At 60.5% G+C, this 15,510-nt stretch carries 18 protein-coding genes; 8 read left to right on the forward strand and 10 right to left on the reverse strand.

Translation table 11 applies throughout. From position 1 onward, the window contains the following. Positions 1–255: biopolymer transporter ExbD (locus RSB01_RS09925; protein ID WP_332625392.1), on the reverse strand; the 255-nt coding region annotated here is incomplete at its 3' end. 234 nt (positions 256–489) lie between these two features. Further along, positions 490–1,107 carry a GTP cyclohydrolase I FolE gene (folE, locus tag RSB01_RS09930; RefSeq protein ID WP_332590638.1) on the reverse strand — a complete coding sequence of 206 codons (618 nt, stop codon included), beginning with the start codon at positions 1,105–1,107 and terminating at the stop codon, positions 490–492. A gap of 155 nt (positions 1,108–1,262) precedes the next feature. Between folE and cysS the strand changes: the two genes are divergently transcribed. Next, positions 1,263–2,714 (forward strand): cysteine--tRNA ligase, encoded by a 1,452-nt coding sequence (gene cysS / locus RSB01_RS09935; RefSeq protein ID WP_332590639.1) that lies wholly within the window; start codon positions 1,263–1,265, stop codon positions 2,712–2,714. Positions 2,715–2,854: 140 nt separating this feature from the next. On the opposite strand, the gene RSB01_RS09940 is transcribed toward cysS, so the two are convergent. Beyond that, the gene (locus RSB01_RS09940) at positions 2,855–3,064 is read right to left on the reverse strand and encodes a cold-shock protein (RefSeq protein ID WP_332590640.1); all 210 of its coding nucleotides are present in this window, start codon (positions 3,062–3,064) and stop codon (positions 2,855–2,857) included. 302 nt (positions 3,065–3,366) lie between these two features. On the opposite strand from RSB01_RS09940, the gene RSB01_RS09945 reads away from it, so the two are divergent. Beyond that, complete coding sequence (locus tag RSB01_RS09945; RefSeq protein WP_332619561.1) at positions 3,367–4,317, forward strand: homocysteine S-methyltransferase family protein; 951 nt, start codon at positions 3,367–3,369, stop codon at positions 4,315–4,317. Between the two features lie 3 nt (positions 4,318–4,320). Here the strand turns inward: RSB01_RS09945 and RSB01_RS09950 are convergent, their stop codons facing one another. The 3 genes from RSB01_RS09950 to RSB01_RS09960 all read right to left on the reverse strand — a co-directional run bounded on the left by RSB01_RS09950 (position 4,321) and on the right by RSB01_RS09960 (position 6,171). After that, positions 4,321–4,488 carry a hypothetical protein gene (locus RSB01_RS09950; protein ID WP_332619560.1) on the reverse strand — a complete coding sequence of 56 codons (168 nt, stop codon included), beginning with the start codon at positions 4,486–4,488 and terminating at the stop codon, positions 4,321–4,323. A 119-nt stretch (positions 4,489–4,607) separates the two neighbouring features. Then, on the reverse strand, positions 4,608–4,937 hold the full coding sequence (locus RSB01_RS09955; protein ID WP_332592133.1) for a hypothetical protein: 330 nt from the start codon (positions 4,935–4,937) through the stop codon (positions 4,608–4,610). 4 nt (positions 4,938–4,941) lie between these two features. Then, positions 4,942–6,171: a lytic murein transglycosylase gene (locus RSB01_RS09960; RefSeq protein ID WP_332592134.1), complete on the reverse strand. Its 1,230-nt coding sequence runs from the start codon at positions 6,169–6,171 to the stop codon at positions 4,942–4,944. Between the two features lie 324 nt (positions 6,172–6,495). Here RSB01_RS09960 and ykgO point away from each other — a divergent pair, with 324 nt between their 5' ends. The 3 genes from ykgO to RSB01_RS09975 all read left to right on the forward strand — a co-directional run bounded on the left by ykgO (position 6,496) and on the right by RSB01_RS09975 (position 7,530). Further along, complete coding sequence (ykgO, locus tag RSB01_RS09965; RefSeq protein WP_003165750.1) at positions 6,496–6,621, forward strand: type B 50S ribosomal protein L36; 126 nt, start codon at positions 6,496–6,498, stop codon at positions 6,619–6,621. A gap of 267 nt (positions 6,622–6,888) precedes the next feature. Continuing rightward, complete coding sequence (locus tag RSB01_RS09970) at positions 6,889–7,125, forward strand: DUF2312 domain-containing protein (RefSeq protein ID WP_332592135.1); 237 nt, start codon at positions 6,889–6,891, stop codon at positions 7,123–7,125. A gap of 24 nt (positions 7,126–7,149) precedes the next feature. Next, positions 7,150–7,530: a hypothetical protein gene (locus RSB01_RS09975; protein WP_332619558.1), complete on the forward strand. Its 381-nt coding sequence runs from the start codon at positions 7,150–7,152 to the stop codon at positions 7,528–7,530. Positions 7,531–7,534: 4 nt separating this feature from the next. Here the strand turns inward: RSB01_RS09975 and RSB01_RS09980 are convergent, their stop codons facing one another. Then, positions 7,535–8,176: a hypothetical protein gene (locus RSB01_RS09980; RefSeq protein ID WP_332625394.1), complete on the reverse strand. Its 642-nt coding sequence runs from the start codon at positions 8,174–8,176 to the stop codon at positions 7,535–7,537. Between RSB01_RS09980 and RSB01_RS09985 the strand changes: the two genes are divergently transcribed. Next, positions 8,169–8,807 (forward strand): DUF805 domain-containing protein, encoded by a 639-nt coding sequence (locus tag RSB01_RS09985; RefSeq protein ID WP_332591063.1) that lies wholly within the window; start codon positions 8,169–8,171, stop codon positions 8,805–8,807. The genes RSB01_RS09980 and RSB01_RS09985 overlap by 8 nt on opposite strands. Here the strand turns inward: RSB01_RS09985 and hdhA are convergent. From hdhA to RSB01_RS10000, 3 genes are all read right to left on the reverse strand, one after another. After that, positions 8,804–9,571, reverse strand: a complete 768-nt coding sequence (gene hdhA, locus RSB01_RS09990) for a 7-alpha-hydroxysteroid dehydrogenase (RefSeq protein WP_332591064.1) — start codon at positions 9,569–9,571, stop codon at positions 8,804–8,806. The two genes, RSB01_RS09985 and hdhA, sit on opposite strands and share 4 nt — an antisense overlap. Before the next feature lie 62 nt (positions 9,572–9,633). Continuing rightward, positions 9,634–11,121, reverse strand: coding sequence for a sigma-54 dependent transcriptional regulator (locus RSB01_RS09995; RefSeq protein WP_332591065.1), 1,488 nt, complete (start codon positions 11,119–11,121; stop codon positions 9,634–9,636). Positions 11,122–11,264: 143 nt separating this feature from the next. Next, the gene (locus RSB01_RS10000) at positions 11,265–13,001 is read right to left on the reverse strand and encodes a DUF4153 domain-containing protein (RefSeq protein ID WP_332619556.1); all 1,737 of its coding nucleotides are present in this window, start codon (positions 12,999–13,001) and stop codon (positions 11,265–11,267) included. Between the two features lie 115 nt (positions 13,002–13,116). Here RSB01_RS10000 and RSB01_RS10005 point away from each other — a divergent pair, with 115 nt between their 5' ends. Both RSB01_RS10005 and RSB01_RS10010 read left to right on the forward strand, forming a co-directional pair. Then, on the forward strand, positions 13,117–14,916 hold the full coding sequence (locus RSB01_RS10005; RefSeq protein WP_332625396.1) for a M3 family oligoendopeptidase: 1,800 nt from the start codon (positions 13,117–13,119) through the stop codon (positions 14,914–14,916). A gap of 48 nt (positions 14,917–14,964) precedes the next feature. Continuing rightward, positions 14,965–15,510: hypothetical protein (locus RSB01_RS10010; protein ID WP_332625397.1), on the forward strand; the 546-nt coding region annotated here is incomplete at its 3' end.

The following is a 15,510-nucleotide window of genomic DNA, read 5'->3' on the forward strand; positions in this document are numbered from 1 at the left end:
GGCCAGCGAGGTCTTCTGGTCAGCGATGTACAGATCACCACCGTCCTGGATCGAAACGTAAACCGGCTCTTTCGGCTTGTCGTTCGAAGCCGAAGGTACTGCCGGCGGCAGGTCCAGCTTAATTGAAACGGTAGCCATCGGCGCTGCCACCATGAAGATGATCAGCAGAACCAGCATAATATCAACGAACGGCGTTACGTTGATCTCAGAGTTCTGAGAAACGCCGCCACTATTCCCACCAAGCTTCGCACCCATGCGATCCCGTCCTCATGAAGGCCCGACCGAATGTGGCGGGCTGCACTAAAGTCTGGATTACGTCTTGGCGTTCGATTGAGCGCTTGTAAAGCCGCTACGCTGCCGAAAATGGCAGAGTGCGAAATAAGCTTGCGATTTTTTCGGATAAAAGCCCGCAGAACGATCAATTCCGTTCTGCGGGCTATGATTTTATAACGACGATATTCTGAAATAGAGCGTGAATCGCGAAGCAGATTAGCCGCGCGACAGCTTCAGGAATCGCTCGACGAGGGCGTTGTCGGTTTTGAAAACGCCGGTGAAGCGTGTCGTTACGGTTGTGACGTGGCGATGATGCACGCCACGGGTGGTCATGCACTGGTGGGCGGCATCAACCATGACCGCCACGCCCTTGGGCTGCAGGTGCTGTTCGATGGCGTCGATAATGTCGTTGGTCAGGGTTTCCTGATTTTGCAGGCGACGGGCGAAGATTTCGACCACGCGGGCCAGCTTGGAAATGCCGACAACCTTTTCACCCGGAATATAGGCAACCCACGCCTTGCCGAGGAACGGGGCGAGGTGGTGCTCGCAATGGCTTTCGACCTCGATCTCCTTGAGGATGACCATGTCGTCATAGCCGGTCACGTCTTCGAACGTGCGCGACAGCTCCTTGGCGGCGTCGGCGTCATAGCCGTCGAACCATTCGCCATAGGCATCCACCACGCGCTTGGGCGTATCGACCAGACCGGCACGGTCAGGATTGTCACCGGCCCATGCGATCAGGGTCCGAACGGCTTCCAGAGCCTGCTCGCGCGAGGGGCGCACGACAACGCCTTCATTGGCGGCGACGACGGACTGGACGGACTTGGTGGTCATGCTGTTCGGTTCCGGCAGGGATGAACGGGCATCCCTTTAATAAGGCGACGTTCACGCCCCGATGCTTTATCAGGACGCGCGGACTGTATATCAGGCCCGCTATATGGGACGTATGGCGCGTCCTGCAAGAAAACTCGCAAAAAGACTTTAGACTGATGGCCCTTCATATCCATGACACCCTGCGCCGTGAAAAGCGCCTTTTCGTACCGCGCGATCCGAAACGGGTGACCCTCTATGTGTGTGGGCCGACGGTTTACGACTATGCCCATATCGGTAATGCGCGTCCGCCCGTGGTGTTTGATGTGCTGGTGCGCCTGCTGCGCAAGACCTATGGCGCGGATCATGTGATCTATGCCCGTAACGTCACCGACGTGGATGACAAGATCAATCAGAAGGCCGCTAAAGAAGGCGTCGCCATCGGTGAGGTCACGGCCCGCTACGAAGCGGCCTATCTGTCGGATATGGCGCTGCTGAACGTGTCGCCGCCCGATCTGGCACCGCACGTGACCGACCACATGAACGAGATCATCGCCCAGATTCAGGCGATTATCGACAGCGGTTCTGCCTATGCCGCCGAGGGGCATGTGCTGTTCGATGTGGCATCCTACCCTTCGTACGGAGCCCTGTCGGGCCGCAATCTGGATGACATGATTGCCGGTGCCCGCGTGGAAGTAGCCCCGTACAAGAAGAATCCGCACGACTTTGTGCTGTGGAAGCCGTCCAAACAGGGCGAGCCGTCATGGCCGTCGCCTTGGGGCGATGGTCGCCCCGGCTGGCACATCGAATGCTCGGCCATGATCGAGAAGAACCTTGGCTTGCCGATCGATATCCATGGCGGCGGCATTGATCTGGTCTTCCCGCACCACGAGAACGAGATTGCCCAGGGCGTCTGCGCCCACGGCCATGCCCATGGCGAGCAGGCCCATGACGAGTATAGCCGCTACTGGATGCATAACGGCTTCCTGACGGTGGACGCCGAGAAGATGTCCAAGTCGATCGGCAACGTCTTGCTGCTCAACAACCTCGTCAAGGCTATGCCGGGCGAGGTCGTACGCTGGGCCCTGCTGAGCGCCCACTACCGCCAGCCGCTGGACTGGAACCAGAACCTTCTGGACCAGAGCCGCAAGAACCTCGACCGCCTGTATGGCGTTCTGCGTGATGCCGACGCCCTGCTGGGTGATTTCGATATCATGGCGCTGGAAGAGGCCGAGATGGAGCTGGCCGAAAACGCGCTGGATCAGGTTCTGGATGCGCTTGAGGATGACCTGAACACGCCGGGGGCCATCGCCCAGCTGTTTGCACTGGGCAATGACCTGCGCGAACTGATCAATGATGCCGAGGCCGATATCAACGACGTTGCCATGGCGCGCTGGAGCCTGACCGAGGCGGGCTATCTGATGGGCGTGCTGTCCATGACGCCGGACCAGTGGTTCACCGGTGGCGATGATGGTCTGAAGGTCGAGGTCGAGGCCCTGCTGGAGCAGCGTGCTGCTGCGCGTGCCGAAAAGAACTGGGGCGAAGCCGACCGTATCCGTGACCGCCTGAACGAACTGAACGTCGTGGTTATGGACGGCCCGCAAGGCGCGACGTGGAGAGTTAAGACTTAAGGTCTGGGAGGGTTAAGACTTTAGGTCTGGCCCGCCAGTCGGACATACAAAAAGCCCCGCTGTTTCCAGCGGGGCTTCTTTGTTCGATGTTCCAGCTCACAACGGCACGGAGCAAGCCGGACAATCGCGCAACTTAGGTCTTAGACAGCTTGCAGCTGACCAGCCGAAGTTTTGCCCGAACGTTGGTCACGTTCCAGCTCGTACGAGATCGCTTGACCTTCGTTCAGGCCGCGCATGCCAGCACGTTCAACGGCCGAAGCGTGAACGAAAACATCGTCGCCGCCTTGATCCGGAGCGATGAAACCAAAACCTTTAGTGGGGTTGTACCACTTGACGATACCAGTAGCCATTTCCATGACCTCCGAAAAAAATTTACCTACAGGGAAAAGTCCTGAAGGCGGTCGGGTCTAAGGAAACGGAAGATCTCAATGCGTTGCATAAAAGATAGAGCGTTGCGCAGAGATATTCGACGCAGCCAATATAGGCACTTTTTACGCGATTGGGTAATTTTAATTTTAGAATGATTTTTCGGGGTGCCGATATTGTGGGTATCCGGAGGATGAAATCCGGAACCGAGCGGATCGGATCGGTCAGCGAAATATGGTATGGATGAGCCAAGGGGTTCGCGCTGAAAAAGGCGGGAGAACCGCACATGTCACGTTTCCGAAATGCGTTACCCCAGCTTGGCGAAGGTCGGTTCCTGACCGATGCGGGGCTGGAAACGGACCTGATCTTCAACCGCAATATTCCGATCCGCGAATTCGCTGCCCACACCCTGTTGGGCGCCCCTGAGGGGCGGGCGGCGCTGGAGATCTATTTCAACGGCTTCCTGCAATTGGCGCGGGCGATGGATGCGGGCTTTGTACTGGATGCCGTCACATGGAAGGCCCAGAGGTGCTGGGCCGACGATCTGGGCGCTTCGATCGCGGACTTGCGTGACGCCAACCGGCAGGCCGTAGCCTTTGCCGCAGGTCTGCGGGAACGCGCGGACAATCCCCGACCGGTTGTGCTGGGGGCCTTGGTCGGGCCGAGGGGGGATGCCTACCGCCCCGAAACACGCATAACGGCGAACCAGGCGCGCGACTATTTTGACGAACAACTGGGATGGCTGGCCGAGACAGAGGTCGACATGGTGACGGGCCTGACCTTCAATCAGGCGGCCGAGGCGGTGGGCTTTGTGAGGGCGGCACAGGGGCAGGGCCTACCAGCGGTGGTGTCTTTCACGGTCGAGACGGACGGGGCCTTGCCCGACGGGCAGTTTCTGGCCGAAGCGATCGGGCAGGTTGATGATGAAACCGGCGCGGGGGCGGCCTATTTCATGGTCAACTGCGCCCACCCCGATCACTTCTCGCCGGTTCTGACCGCAGAGGCATGGGCGAAGCGCATCAGGGGTGTGCGGGCCAATGCCTCGCGGCGAAGCCATGCCGAACTGGACGAGGCCTCCGATCTGGATGCCGGTGATCCGGACGAGTTTGGCCAGTTGCACGGTCTGCTGGGGCAACGGCTGCCCCATCTCAAGGTCTGGGGCGCGTGTTGCGGGGCGGACCTGCGCCATGTGACGCGCATAGCCGAGGCGGTATTCGAGCGTCCACAAACGCACTAGGCGTCAGGCGGCGTATTCAGCCCTGTCTGCATAGGCGGCGATAGCGTTACGGGCCAGATCGACATGGACCTGTTTCTCGCCGACAGGGGCGACATAATGGATGGCCTCGTCAGCATCGGCTTGGGATGCCATGCAGGCGATCATCCATGCGGCCAGATATTGCGAGGCCATACAGCCGCCCGCCGTGGCGACATTGCCGTGGGCGACAAACGGCGCGTCGATGACATTGATACCGGCCTCGATGACCCAGGGCTTGGTGGTCAGGTCGGTACAGGCGGGAAGGGTGCCGATCAGGCCCAGCCTGGCCAGAAGCAGCGTACCCGAGCACTGCGCCCGATCAGTTGGCGTGCCGGATCAAGTTTGATCGAGGCCAGAAAATCGACATCGGCCGCATAGTCGCGGGTCTTGATACCGCTGCCGATCAGGGCGGCATCGGCCTGCTCCAGAAAATCCAGATCGCGCTGCCCGCGAATGGTCACCCCGTTCATCGAGGTGACCTCTTTCGTCGGCGTCGTGATCAACGCTTCCCAACCCTTGGCGCGCATACGGTTCAGGATGCCCGCAGCGATGAAGGAATCCAGCTCGTTAAAGCCGTCGAGGGTCAGGACTGCGATCTTCATGGATTTAACGCGCCTTGCGGATCAGTTCCTCGGCCAGAACATCGGTCAGGTAACCGTCAGCGGTGCGGCCATTGGCAGCCTGCCAGCGGCGCAGGGCGGCGCGGGTATTGGAGCCGATCACGCCATCCACCCCTTGGGTGTCAAAACCCATCTTGGTCAGGGCCGTCTGGGCACCCACACGCTGTTCGCGGGTCAGCGGGCCATCATTGGGCCATGTGGCGACAAGCGCCGGCTTGCCGGTCACACCATCGGCAATCAGGCCGATCGCCAGCGCATAGCTGACCGAGTTGTTATAGCGGCGGATCACATAGTGGTTGGGCAGGGCAAGGAAGACCGGACCCTTGGCACCTTGCGGCAGCAGGATGGTGGCGTCCTCGTTCATCTCGGCATCATTCAGAGCCTGACCATTGGCCAGACGCACGCTGCGCGACTGCCAATAGGACCATTTGTGTTTTGGTCCCTCGGCTTGGGTGTAATCGAAATTGGCGGGCAGGATGACTTCATAGGCCCAGCCCTGACCGCGTTTCCATCCGGCCTGTGCCAGCAGGTTGGCGGCAGAGGCGAGGGCATCGGCGTCCGAACCCCAGATATCGACCTTGCCGTCCTCGTTCTGGTCCACGCCCAGACGCAGATAGCTGTCGGGCATGAACTGGGTGTGGCCCATGGCACCGGCCCAGCTGCCGGTCAGGCCCGCGCGGTCGCGCTTGCCGCTGACAACGATGTCGAGGGCGTTTTTGAGCTGGCCCTCTGCCCAGTCGCGGCGGCGACCGTCATAGGCCAGCGTCGCCAGAGAGCGGATGACGTCAAAATCACCCTGAACCTGACCAAAGGCGCTTTCCTGCGCCCAGATGCCCAGAAGAATCTCTGTCGGCACGCCGAATCGCTGGGTCACAGACCACGGCACACGGTCCACACGCTGGCGGGCCATGGCGATTCTGGCGGGGGTGGTGGCGTTCTGGATGTAGGAGCCGGCTGGACGCGAGAATTCGGGCTGGTTGCGGTCCAGACGGATGACGCTGGGATTGGGCGTCACATTCTGGAGTTCGCGCGCATATTCCCAGCGCTTATTGCCACCGTGACGATCAAGGAAGCTGTTCTTCCATGTTTCGAAACTGGCATAATCAAAGGCCGGAGCAAGGTCGGTCTGTGCAGGCGGCGTCGTGGAATCGGCCTGTGGGGCAGGCGTTTGCGGGACCGGCGACACAGGTGCGACAGGTACGGGCTGGGGGACCATAGGGCTGCAAGCCGCGACGGAGGCCACCAGAAGAAGGCGGAAAGCATTTCGCATGATCACTAGGCTAACGCCCTTAAAAATAACGACCAATCACAAGCGCGCGACGGCACAAGGGGTTTCACGTAAAAGGCTTAAAACGCCGCTAACCTTTTCATCATTTTCCGGCATTAGGTGACGAGAAACCTTGTGTGTCCGGTGCCAAACGGCCTGTAGATGTTGACGGGGCAGCTATAGCTCTCTATAGGCACCGCTCCGCCGCGGGTTTGCTCGCAGCTTCGTTTTTTTCCGCCCTCACGGGCCTCCAATCATACGGGACGTCCGACCATGAAGGTCCGTAGCTCGCTGAAGTCGCTCAAGGGTCGCCACCGCGACTGCAAAATCGTTCGTCGTAAAGGCGTTCTGTACGTGATCAACAAGACTGATCCGCGCTTCAAAGCCAAGCAAGGCTAAGGAATGCGTGACGGCGGCGCGCCCTTCGGGTGCGCCGTGGTCTTGTAGTAGATTTTTAAATCTACAGGGCTGCGGGCTAAAAGTCCGTGGCCTTTTTCGTGTCCGCAATCAGGATCGGGCCGGATAGAGATTCGCCGAGACGGTGTTTTTCGAATCTGTGGCTTGAGCCAGCGGCACGGGCGTGATTAGTCGCCAGCCAATCCTATTCTTTCCAGAGTTCGCCGGAGGTCCACCTTGGACGACGCATCCTTCGAAAATGTAGACGTCATGACCGCTGCGGCCCAAGGCCGTCTGCGCACCATCATCGAGCGCATCGAGCGTCTCGAAGAAGACAAAAAAGCCGTCATGGAGGACATGAAGGAGGTCTTCGCCGAAGCCAAGGGCGAAGGCTATGACGTCAAGGTCCTGCGCAAGGTCATCCGCATGCGCAAGCAGGACAAGGCCAAGCGTCAGGAAGAGGAAGCCATCCTCGACCTGTACCTGTCGGCACTGGGCGAACTCTAAGCCCTTTGGGCCTAGGCGACGCGCTTGAAACGAAAGCCGCCACCCAGTCCCTATGAACTCCAGCGCAAGGCGGCCCAGCGGGCGGCCCTGAACGCGCTAAAGCGCGCCCGCCGCTCTGCTGAGAAGGCGGGCGTTTCGCTGTCTGAATGGGAGGACGAGTTCCTGACCTCGGTCAGCGAGCGCGTGCAGGAACACGGCCGCGCCTTTGGTGATCCCGAACTGGGCGGTCCCGGTCAGGCCCTGTCGGCCATGCAGGGACGAAAGCTCAAAGAGATTGCCAAAAAGGCTAACGGCGAAGACCGCTTTAGCCCGAAGCAGAAAGCGAGTGGCGAAGAGCGTCCGGCCCCTCAGCGTAAAAGAGGGGCACGGCCCCCGTACCCCTCTCGCGATATCAACGACGAATAGAGACCTATTGCAGTGCCGACAGGCGCAGCGAGGACAGCCACGGCGCATAGGCGGCCTCGCCAGCAGCAATGCCGACAATATTGCCATCCTCGATACCGATTGTCAGGGAATAGCGGTCCTTGACGATGCCGATCAGAGCGCCGACCTCACCGCCCGAATCCTTGGGCTCGACGGGAAGGGCATAGACCAGACCGCCGCTGGCTTCTTTGACAATCGACAGATAGTCTTCGCCGCCTAATTCAGCCAGCGAGGCCGGATAGGCGAGGGCGGCTTCCTGCACACCCTTGGTCATTGTGATCGCCGTCCTGGAAGCATCCATCGGCAGCTTGCGTCCCATATCGGCAAGACCGGCTGGTAAATCGCCGTTTGGACCTTGGGAATCGACCAGAATGATCTTGGTGGGGGACATCTCGTCACCCCATGTCATTTCCACAGAGAAGGGCTGGCATTCCACCGATGTCAGCGACTTGCCGCCAAGGGCTGCAGGCTGGGGTAGGGCCGCCAGCAGATAGTGGTCCTTGCAGTTGTCCGGCAGTTTGAAATCACTTTTGGCCGATAGGGTATTCTCGGCAGGCGTTGCGCCTTGTGAGCAACCGGCCAATATCAATAATGCGGCAACGGCAACAAAAGCAGTCTGCTTGATCAAGTGTAACCCCCTTGGTCCTGTATCTATTGAAGGAAATGAGCATGTTTTGTTCGATTGGCCAAACCGGCGAACAGTGCGATGCGGACAAGTTTTTATGACATCGGGGGAAGCGATGAATCCTGTTGTGCGCGGTTTCAAAAAACTGGCCGACTTCAAGGGGCGTGACCGCAGGAGCCAGTTCTGGCCCTATGCGGGGGTTGTGGGTGCCGTGTGGTTTGTCTTGCAGGGTGTGGGCGGCAATCTGGTGATGTTTACAGTTATGGCCTCGGGAGACGAGGCGAATTTCCCAATCGCTTTTTTAGGAACGATGGCGTTCGGTGTGCTGGTATTGACCTGCCTTTTGGCGGCGGCTGTATCATGGCGACTGCATGATCGGGGGCGGAGCGGTCTTTGGGCGCTGATCCCGCTCGGGCTTTTGGTAACGACGATGACAGGCTTTGGCCTGCTGTTTCATTCGCTTTGGGAAGAGGCACCGACGTATGATCCCTCGGCGGATATGAGTTTTGAATTCGGCTTCTTGGGCATCATGATGAGCAACCTGCTTTACATGGCCTCGCTAGTGACCCTGATCGTCTTCCTGTGCCTGAAAGGCAAAGCCGGTCCGAACCGCTATGGGCCAGAACCGGCCTAGTCCAGTTCCTGTGTGCCGCCGCCCGATACGGTCAGGACCTGACCGCTGATCCATGCGGCGGCGGGCGAGCACAGGAACAGGGCCGCATTGGCGATGTCCTGTGTCTGGCCCAGTCGCCCCAGAGGCGTGTGTTTCAGCATGGCGGCTTCGATCTGGGGCGTCAGCACCTTGGCCAGCGCATCGGTCTTGATGGCCCCCGGTGCAATGGCATTGACGCGGATACCCTTGGGACCAAGATCAAAGGCGACATTGCGGGTCAGGTGATTCACTGCCGCTTTCGATGAAGAGTAGGAGGCCATGTGGATGTTCTTGTTCTCGCCCGCCATGGACGAGATATTCAGCACAGCGCCGCCGCCCGCCTGTTCCATATGCGGTGCGACCATCTGCATGAAGCGGAATGTCGCAAAGACGTTCAACTGGAACGCCCACTCGAAATCCTTCATCGGCATGTCGAACGGTTTTGGTCCGCCACCACCGGCATTATTGGCCAATAGGGTGATCTTGCCGAAGGTCCCCAGCGCAGCATCGATTACGGCCTGACGGTGGGCTTCGTCGGTGACATTGCACTCAAGTCCGATGGCACGGCCACCGGCGGCGACAATGCCCTTGGCGACCGTTTCTGCCCCATCCTTGTGCAGGTCGGTGACCACAACCGCCGCACCGGCGCGGGCAAAGGTTTCGGCTATGCCTCGACCGATTCCGCCCGCTGCGCCGGTGACGATGGCGACATCGCCATCCAGCCGGAACATGTTCTGGATATCCATCCCGCTCTCCCATCAAGGCTGTGCCTTATGGAAGAAGTCGCGATAGCGGCCAGTGGTTCCGGTTAGCCCGCTTCCTTGATGTGGTCCTCAAGGCCCTGTTCGCGCACCTTGCGATAGAGGGTCGAGCGACCGATGCCGAGGCGACGGGCGATTTCGGACATGTGGCCCGAATAGACCTCGATAGCGTGCTGGATCAGGTCGCGTTCGATTTCTTCCAGCGTGCGGACGTGGCCACGATCATCGGTGATGCGGATCGGGCTGTCGCCCGCAGGGCTCGACGATGCGGACGAAGCGGCTTGCGTATGGCTGGCAGCCTCGATGGCTTCGCCATCCGGCCCGCTCTGGGCAGGGGCCGGTGCTTCCAGCGGCGCGGCAATACCCGAAATGGACGGGAAGTCGTGCGGTTGCAGGATCGGAGAATCGGCCAGAACCAGTGCGCGATAGATGGTGTTTTCCAGCTGTCGCACATTACCCGGCCAGTCATAGGCTTCGAGCAGGGTCGAGGTTTCGGGCGAGCAACCGACAATGCGCTTGCTTTCCTCGATATTGAAGCGGGTGATGAAATGCTCGACCAGAGCCGGAATGTCTTCGCGGCGTTCGCGTAAAGACGGGGCCTCGATCGGGAAGACGTTCAGGCGATAGAACAGGTCCTCGCGGAAGGCGCCTTCGGTGACCTGCTTGGCCGGATCGCGGTTTGTGGCCGAGACGATACGCACATCGACCTTTACAGGGCGCTTGCCACCCACCGGATCGACTTCGCTTTCCTGAAGCACGCGCAGCAGCTTGACCTGGATGTCCAGCGGCAGTTCGCCGATTTCATCGAGGAACAGGGTGCCGCCATTGGCCTCTACGAACTTGCCCGCATGTTTTTCGTGCGCGCCGGTAAAGGCACCCTTTTCGTGGCCGAACAGGATGGATTCGACCAGATTGGCGGGCAGTGCCCCGCAGTTCACGGCGATAAACGGCTTGCCCGAACGGTTGCTGGCCCCGTGCAGGGCGCGCGCGATGACTTCTTTGCCGACGCCGCTTTCGCCGGTGATCAGGACCGGAATGGACGACTTGGCGGCACGGGTGCCCAGCGCCTTGACCATACGCATAGGCGGGCTGTCGCCGACGATGTCGTCAAAGCTGGTACGACCGGTGGCGCGCTTTTTCAGGCGCCCGATCTCGGCAGTCAGCTGGGTCATCTGCAGGGCATTGCGCACGCCGATCAGCAGACGTTCCGGTCCGACCGGTTTGACGAAGAAGTCCTGCGCACCGGCCTGCATGGCCCGCACAACGGTTTCGATACCGCCATTGGCCGTCAGGACGATGACAGGAATATTGACGCCTGCGGTGCGCAACTCGGCAAGGGTTTCAAGGCCGGACAGGCCACCGGGCATGACCAGATCCAGCAGCACGACATCCGCACCGCCACCCTTGGTCAGGCGGTCGATCGCCTCGCCACCGGTTTCGGCATGGACAACCGCATAGCCTTCACGATCCAGAACCGCCTGGATCAGGCGGCGCTGGGTCGGGTCGTCATCGACAACCAGAACGGTCTTACCCATGGGAAACCCCTTCACATCACCACTATAGCGACGTCCTTTTTTGAGATGGGACGTTCGCTGTTACCTAGTGTCTCTAAACGGCACTTGTGAAGATCGGGTTTCCCGATAAGGGTGGCTAAGTTAATGGTTACGCTTAATTTCTTTTAAGACGGACAGCTGGTTTCGGGGGCGAAATCCAGAACATGTCCCCCTAATTCAATGGGCTGTACGGAATTCTGCGGCCCCGCCTTGGGCGCATTATCCTTAAGGGTGTTTTTGGGTTGCATGGGGCCGCAACTGGCGCGGCGGGTGAAATTACCTTTGTTTACCCAAGAACCTTGGCTGTCCCGACTATAGACACGGATGTGCCCGTACACGGCCAGAAGGACATCCTCGCTGCCATCCGCGTCATAATCATACAGACGCGCCGTGCAGGGATCGGTGGCCGGACACTCATAGCCAAACTGCGAAGCCATCAGGGCATCGATAAACCCTTCGGGCAGGGCGGTGCCTTCAGGCAGAACTGTAATCACCGGCTTTTTGGCGACAGGTTCGACATAGCGGTTGTCCAGCGCGGCCTTGGCCTTTGTGGCGATGGCGGTGTCTTTTGACTTGGCAAGGTCTTCGAGGGCTGCGCGCCCGCGTGGACCCGCCTGCCACCCCAGCCACGAATAGGGGATGGTATCGGCTTTCAATGCACCGCTTTCGAGACGGGCAAGCTGGTTGTTGATCGCCAGTTGCTGTGGGTTCAGCCAAGGCGTCGAATAGCCGACCAGTGTCGCGGTGGTGACTATTGCGGCGATCACATTGGTGCCTTCCAGCCACGGCAACCAGCCGCCGCCACGGTTGCGACCCATGAACTGGGCCAGCACATAGCCGATGGCATAGATCAGGCCGATAACCGCCGCTGTCATGGCGACAATGCGCGATACGGTCAGACCGTGCTGGCCGATCCGTACCGAGACAGCCCAAAGGGCGAACAGGGTCAGGGGCAGCAAAAGCACAGCACCGGCCCGCACGCACAGGCGCAGGAAGGCGGTGCTGGTCAGGTGTTCGGCTCCGTCCTGATAGGCGGTGTTGATGAGGATGATGAGGCCCGCCGATGCGGCCAGCATCAGGCCCGACGGACTGAGCGAGGCGTGAAGCTCCGACAGACCGGCCAGAGGCAGGGTGATCAGGAAGGCCGCCGCGAGGAATACAGCCACCGGCAACAGCCATGACAGCAGGGTCAGGGCCACGGTGCGGATGCCCTGTGTCAGGCCATCGCGCACATCGCTAAGCTCGACACCCAGTGCGAACAACAGCGAGGAGGCGAAGAACACGAACCATTCCTCGGAAATCAGGTCTCCTACAAAATCGATCCCGATGGCATTGAACATGGCCGCGCCCAGCCACAGGATCAGCCAGAAGACGCCAAGGAACATCAGCGCCAGAACCAGCTGGATGCCGGCCTTCCATGCTGTCTCGTAATACTGGTCATACGGCGCAAAGGCCTGACCGCTACGGATGGCGGGGATAATCAGGTGGTGGGCGCAGAACAGGGCCGCTGGCAGGCAGATGGACATGACCAGAAAGACGTTGTCATTATCCGGCAACAGGCCGCTGCTGAGACCGATGGCGGCCAGAATCGCTGTGGCTATTCCTGTCCAGATCAGGCTGGCCCGAAAGGAAATCTGGCCGATGGCGGCAAGCCCGACTGGCGGCGCATAGGCCGCGATCAGCGCCCATGCTGCCAGAAATCCGGTATTGATCTGGTCCAGCTTGGTGGTGCGATAAAGACCATAGAGCAAGGCACCCTGAATAAGGCCCAGCACCAGACGCACCAGTAATCGCGGGGGCCCTTCCTGGGTTTGCGTCCGGCGCAGTCCGTTGCGGCTATTGGGCGAAAACAGGCGATCCATGGCAGTGCCCCTATCAGGTTCGATGGCGCACAATGGCAGTTTACATGCGTGTGACAAGTTACAGTTACGCTACGCGCCCTTGCCAGAAAGCCTGCGGCTCCCCAAAACCATAGGCATGAACGCGCCCGTCAAACCGACCGAATTCGCCGATGCCCCTTTGTGGGACCTGTCCGACCTGTATGCCTCGCGCGAGGATGCGCGCATCGGCACCGATCTGGATCGCGCCCGTGATCTGGTGGGGCAGTTGAACGCCTATCAGGGCAAGCTTTCGGCCCTGTTCGGCGTGGAACTGGGCAAGGCGCTGGATCATGCCATCCGACTTTATGAAGAGGCAGGCGAAATCCTCGGCGCTCTAGGCGCGTTTGCCTTCCTCGGTGCATCGACCGATCGGGAAAATGCGGCGGCGCAAAGTTTCGAGGCGGACCTGCGCGAGAAGATCACGGCCATCGCCACACCTACCGTCTGGGTGACGCTGGAAATCAACGGGCTGGACGATGATGCGGTAAAGGCGGCACTGGAGGCGTTCGAGCCTGCCCGTCGCTGGTCGCCGTGGCTGCGCCGTTTGCGGGCGATGAAACCGCATGAGCTGTCGCAGGAACTGGAAACCTTTATCGCCGAGCGCGGGCCGCTTTCGGCGCAATGGCCGCGCCTGTTCGACGAGACGCTGGCGGCGATGCGGGCCGATGTGGATGGCGAGAAGCTGACCCTGTCCGAGGGCTTGAACCGTCTCAGCGATACCGATGAAGAGGTGCGCCGCAAGGCTGGTCAGGCCATGACCGAAGCCTTTAACGGCATTACCCGCACCATGGCGATGGTGTTGAACACGGTGGCCGCCGAAAAGGCGCTGGAAGACAAAAAGCGCGGCTTTGCCCGTCCTGCCGACAGCCGCCATCTGGGCAACGAGGTTCACGGCGAATCCGTCGATGCCATGGCCGATGCGGTGGCGCAGGCCTATCCGCGCATCGCCCACCGCTATTACACCCTCAAGGCCAAGCTGCTGGGCAAGGACAGGCTGAACCACTGGGACCGCAATGCGCCGCTGGGCCCCGCCGGTGCCAAGACCTATGACTGGCAGGGCGGGCGCGAACTGGTCATGGCCAGCTTTGCGGACCTTGGCGGAGACTTTGCCGAGCGTGCGGGCTGGTTCTTTGATCGCCCGTGGATTGATGCCCGTCCGCGTGCAGGCAAACAGTCGGGCGCCTATTCGCATCCGGTGACAGCGGGCACCCACCCCTATGTGTTCCTGAACTGGATGGGCGAGCGTCGCGATGTGCTGACGCTGGCGCATGAACTGGGCCACGGTGTACACCAGACGCTGGCGGCAGAGCAGGGCGGCTTGCTGGCCGATACGCCGCTGACCCTGGCGGAAACGGCGTCGATCTTTGCCGAGGGCCTGACCTTTGATCGTCTGTTGTCGGAGGCGACCGACGAGGACCGCCGCGCCCTGCTGGCGGGCCGGATCGAGGATGGTCTGAACACGGTGGTGCGCCAGATCGCCTTCCATCGCTTTGAAACCCGCCTGCATGACGAACGGGCCTCGGGCGAGTTGTCGGTCGAGCGTATCAGCCAGATCTGGACCGAGGAACTGATAGCCAGTCTTGGTCCGTCGGTTGACCTTGAGGGCTACGAGAACTGGTGGGCCTATGTCAGCCACTTCGTCCACTCGCCCTTCTATGTCTATGCCTATGCGTTCGGTGATCTTCTGGTGGCGGCGCTGATGGAAACGCGCGCGAAAGACCCGCAAGGTTTTACGCCGCTGTATCGCCAGTTGCTGGCCGATGGCGGGACCAAAACCTATGTCGAGGCGCTGGAGCCGCTTGGCCTCAACCCGCGCGATCCGGCCTTCTGGACCATCGGCACCAAGCGGCTGGAAGGTCTGGTGGATCAGTTCGAGGCGCTTTGCGTCAGCAACTAATGTTCGAATAGCGTTGACACATAAGGTCGGGGCGGAAACCTTGGCCTTATGAAATCTTTGTACCCCGAACGTGTGTTGTCCCTGTTTGTGGCCGTCGCGGCGCTGGTCCTTCCGGCGCAGGCGATGGCACAAATCCCCGAGGCCATTGCCAGCCAGCCTGCCCAGCAGAGGGCGCTGGCGGCGGGCTATAAGGCGCTGACGGTTTGTAGCGCCCTGAAAACGGCCGAGGAGGCCGGAAGCTCGCGCACTGTCGCCAGTGTCGAGGCCAATGAACTGGTCGGCATCTATGCCGAGCTGGCACCCATTATCGGCCATCTGGTCGCCGAGGTGACGGCTGAGGGTGTAAGCGTCGCGTGGGATGATCAGGCCCCCGCCCGCGTGGCCAGCTATCGTGCCGGACAGGGCTGTGTGATTCAGCCGATGGGCTATGTATCGGGGCCATCTCTGGCTCCGGTGGTGCGGCATTCCGATGCCAAAGACATGGCAACGGGCGCGGTCGCCGGTAATGCAGCAGGGCTGGATCAGGTGATCCAAAGCGCGCTGTCACAGGGCTATGGCACCGGCACCAACACGACCGGCGTGGTGGTTCTCCAG

Origin of the sequence: Brevundimonas sp. (genome assembly GCF_036659295.1) — a bacterium.
Lineage (GTDB): Bacteria > Pseudomonadota > Alphaproteobacteria > Caulobacterales > Caulobacteraceae > Brevundimonas.

Coding starts and splice junctions, on each gene's coding strand:
- RSB01_RS09960 (WP_332592134.1), bottom strand. CDS start 6,171: ATGGTCCCCCAGCCCGTACCTGTCGCACCTGTGTCGCCGGTCCCGCAA.
- cysS (WP_332590639.1), top strand. CDS start 1,263: ATGGCCCTTCATATCCATGACACCCTGCGCCGTGAAAAGCGCCTTTTC.
- folE (WP_332590638.1), bottom strand. CDS start 1,107: ATGACCACCAAGTCCGTCCAGTCCGTCGTCGCCGCCAATGAAGGCGTT.
- RSB01_RS10005 (WP_332625396.1), top strand. CDS start 13,117: ATGAACGCGCCCGTCAAACCGACCGAATTCGCCGATGCCCCTTTGTGG.
- RSB01_RS10000 (WP_332619556.1), bottom strand. CDS start 13,001: ATGGATCGCCTGTTTTCGCCCAATAGCCGCAACGGACTGCGCCGGACG.
- RSB01_RS09995 (WP_332591065.1), bottom strand. CDS start 11,121: ATGGGTAAGACCGTTCTGGTTGTCGATGACGACCCGACCCAGCGCCGC.
- RSB01_RS09955 (WP_332592133.1), bottom strand. CDS start 4,937: ATGAAGATCGCAGTCCTGACCCTCGACGGCTTTAACGAGCTGGATTCC.
- RSB01_RS09950 (WP_332619560.1), bottom strand. CDS start 4,488: ATGGCCTCGCAATATCTGGCCGCATGGATGATCGCCTGCATGGCATCC.
- hdhA (WP_332591064.1), bottom strand. CDS start 9,571: ATGGATATCCAGAACATGTTCCGGCTGGATGGCGATGTCGCCATCGTC.
- RSB01_RS09940 (WP_332590640.1), bottom strand. CDS start 3,064: ATGGCTACTGGTATCGTCAAGTGGTACAACCCCACTAAAGGTTTTGGT.
- ykgO (WP_003165750.1), top strand. CDS start 6,496: ATGAAGGTCCGTAGCTCGCTGAAGTCGCTCAAGGGTCGCCACCGCGAC.
- RSB01_RS09970 (WP_332592135.1), top strand. CDS start 6,889: ATGACCGCTGCGGCCCAAGGCCGTCTGCGCACCATCATCGAGCGCATC.
- RSB01_RS09945 (WP_332619561.1), top strand. CDS start 3,367: ATGTCACGTTTCCGAAATGCGTTACCCCAGCTTGGCGAAGGTCGGTTC.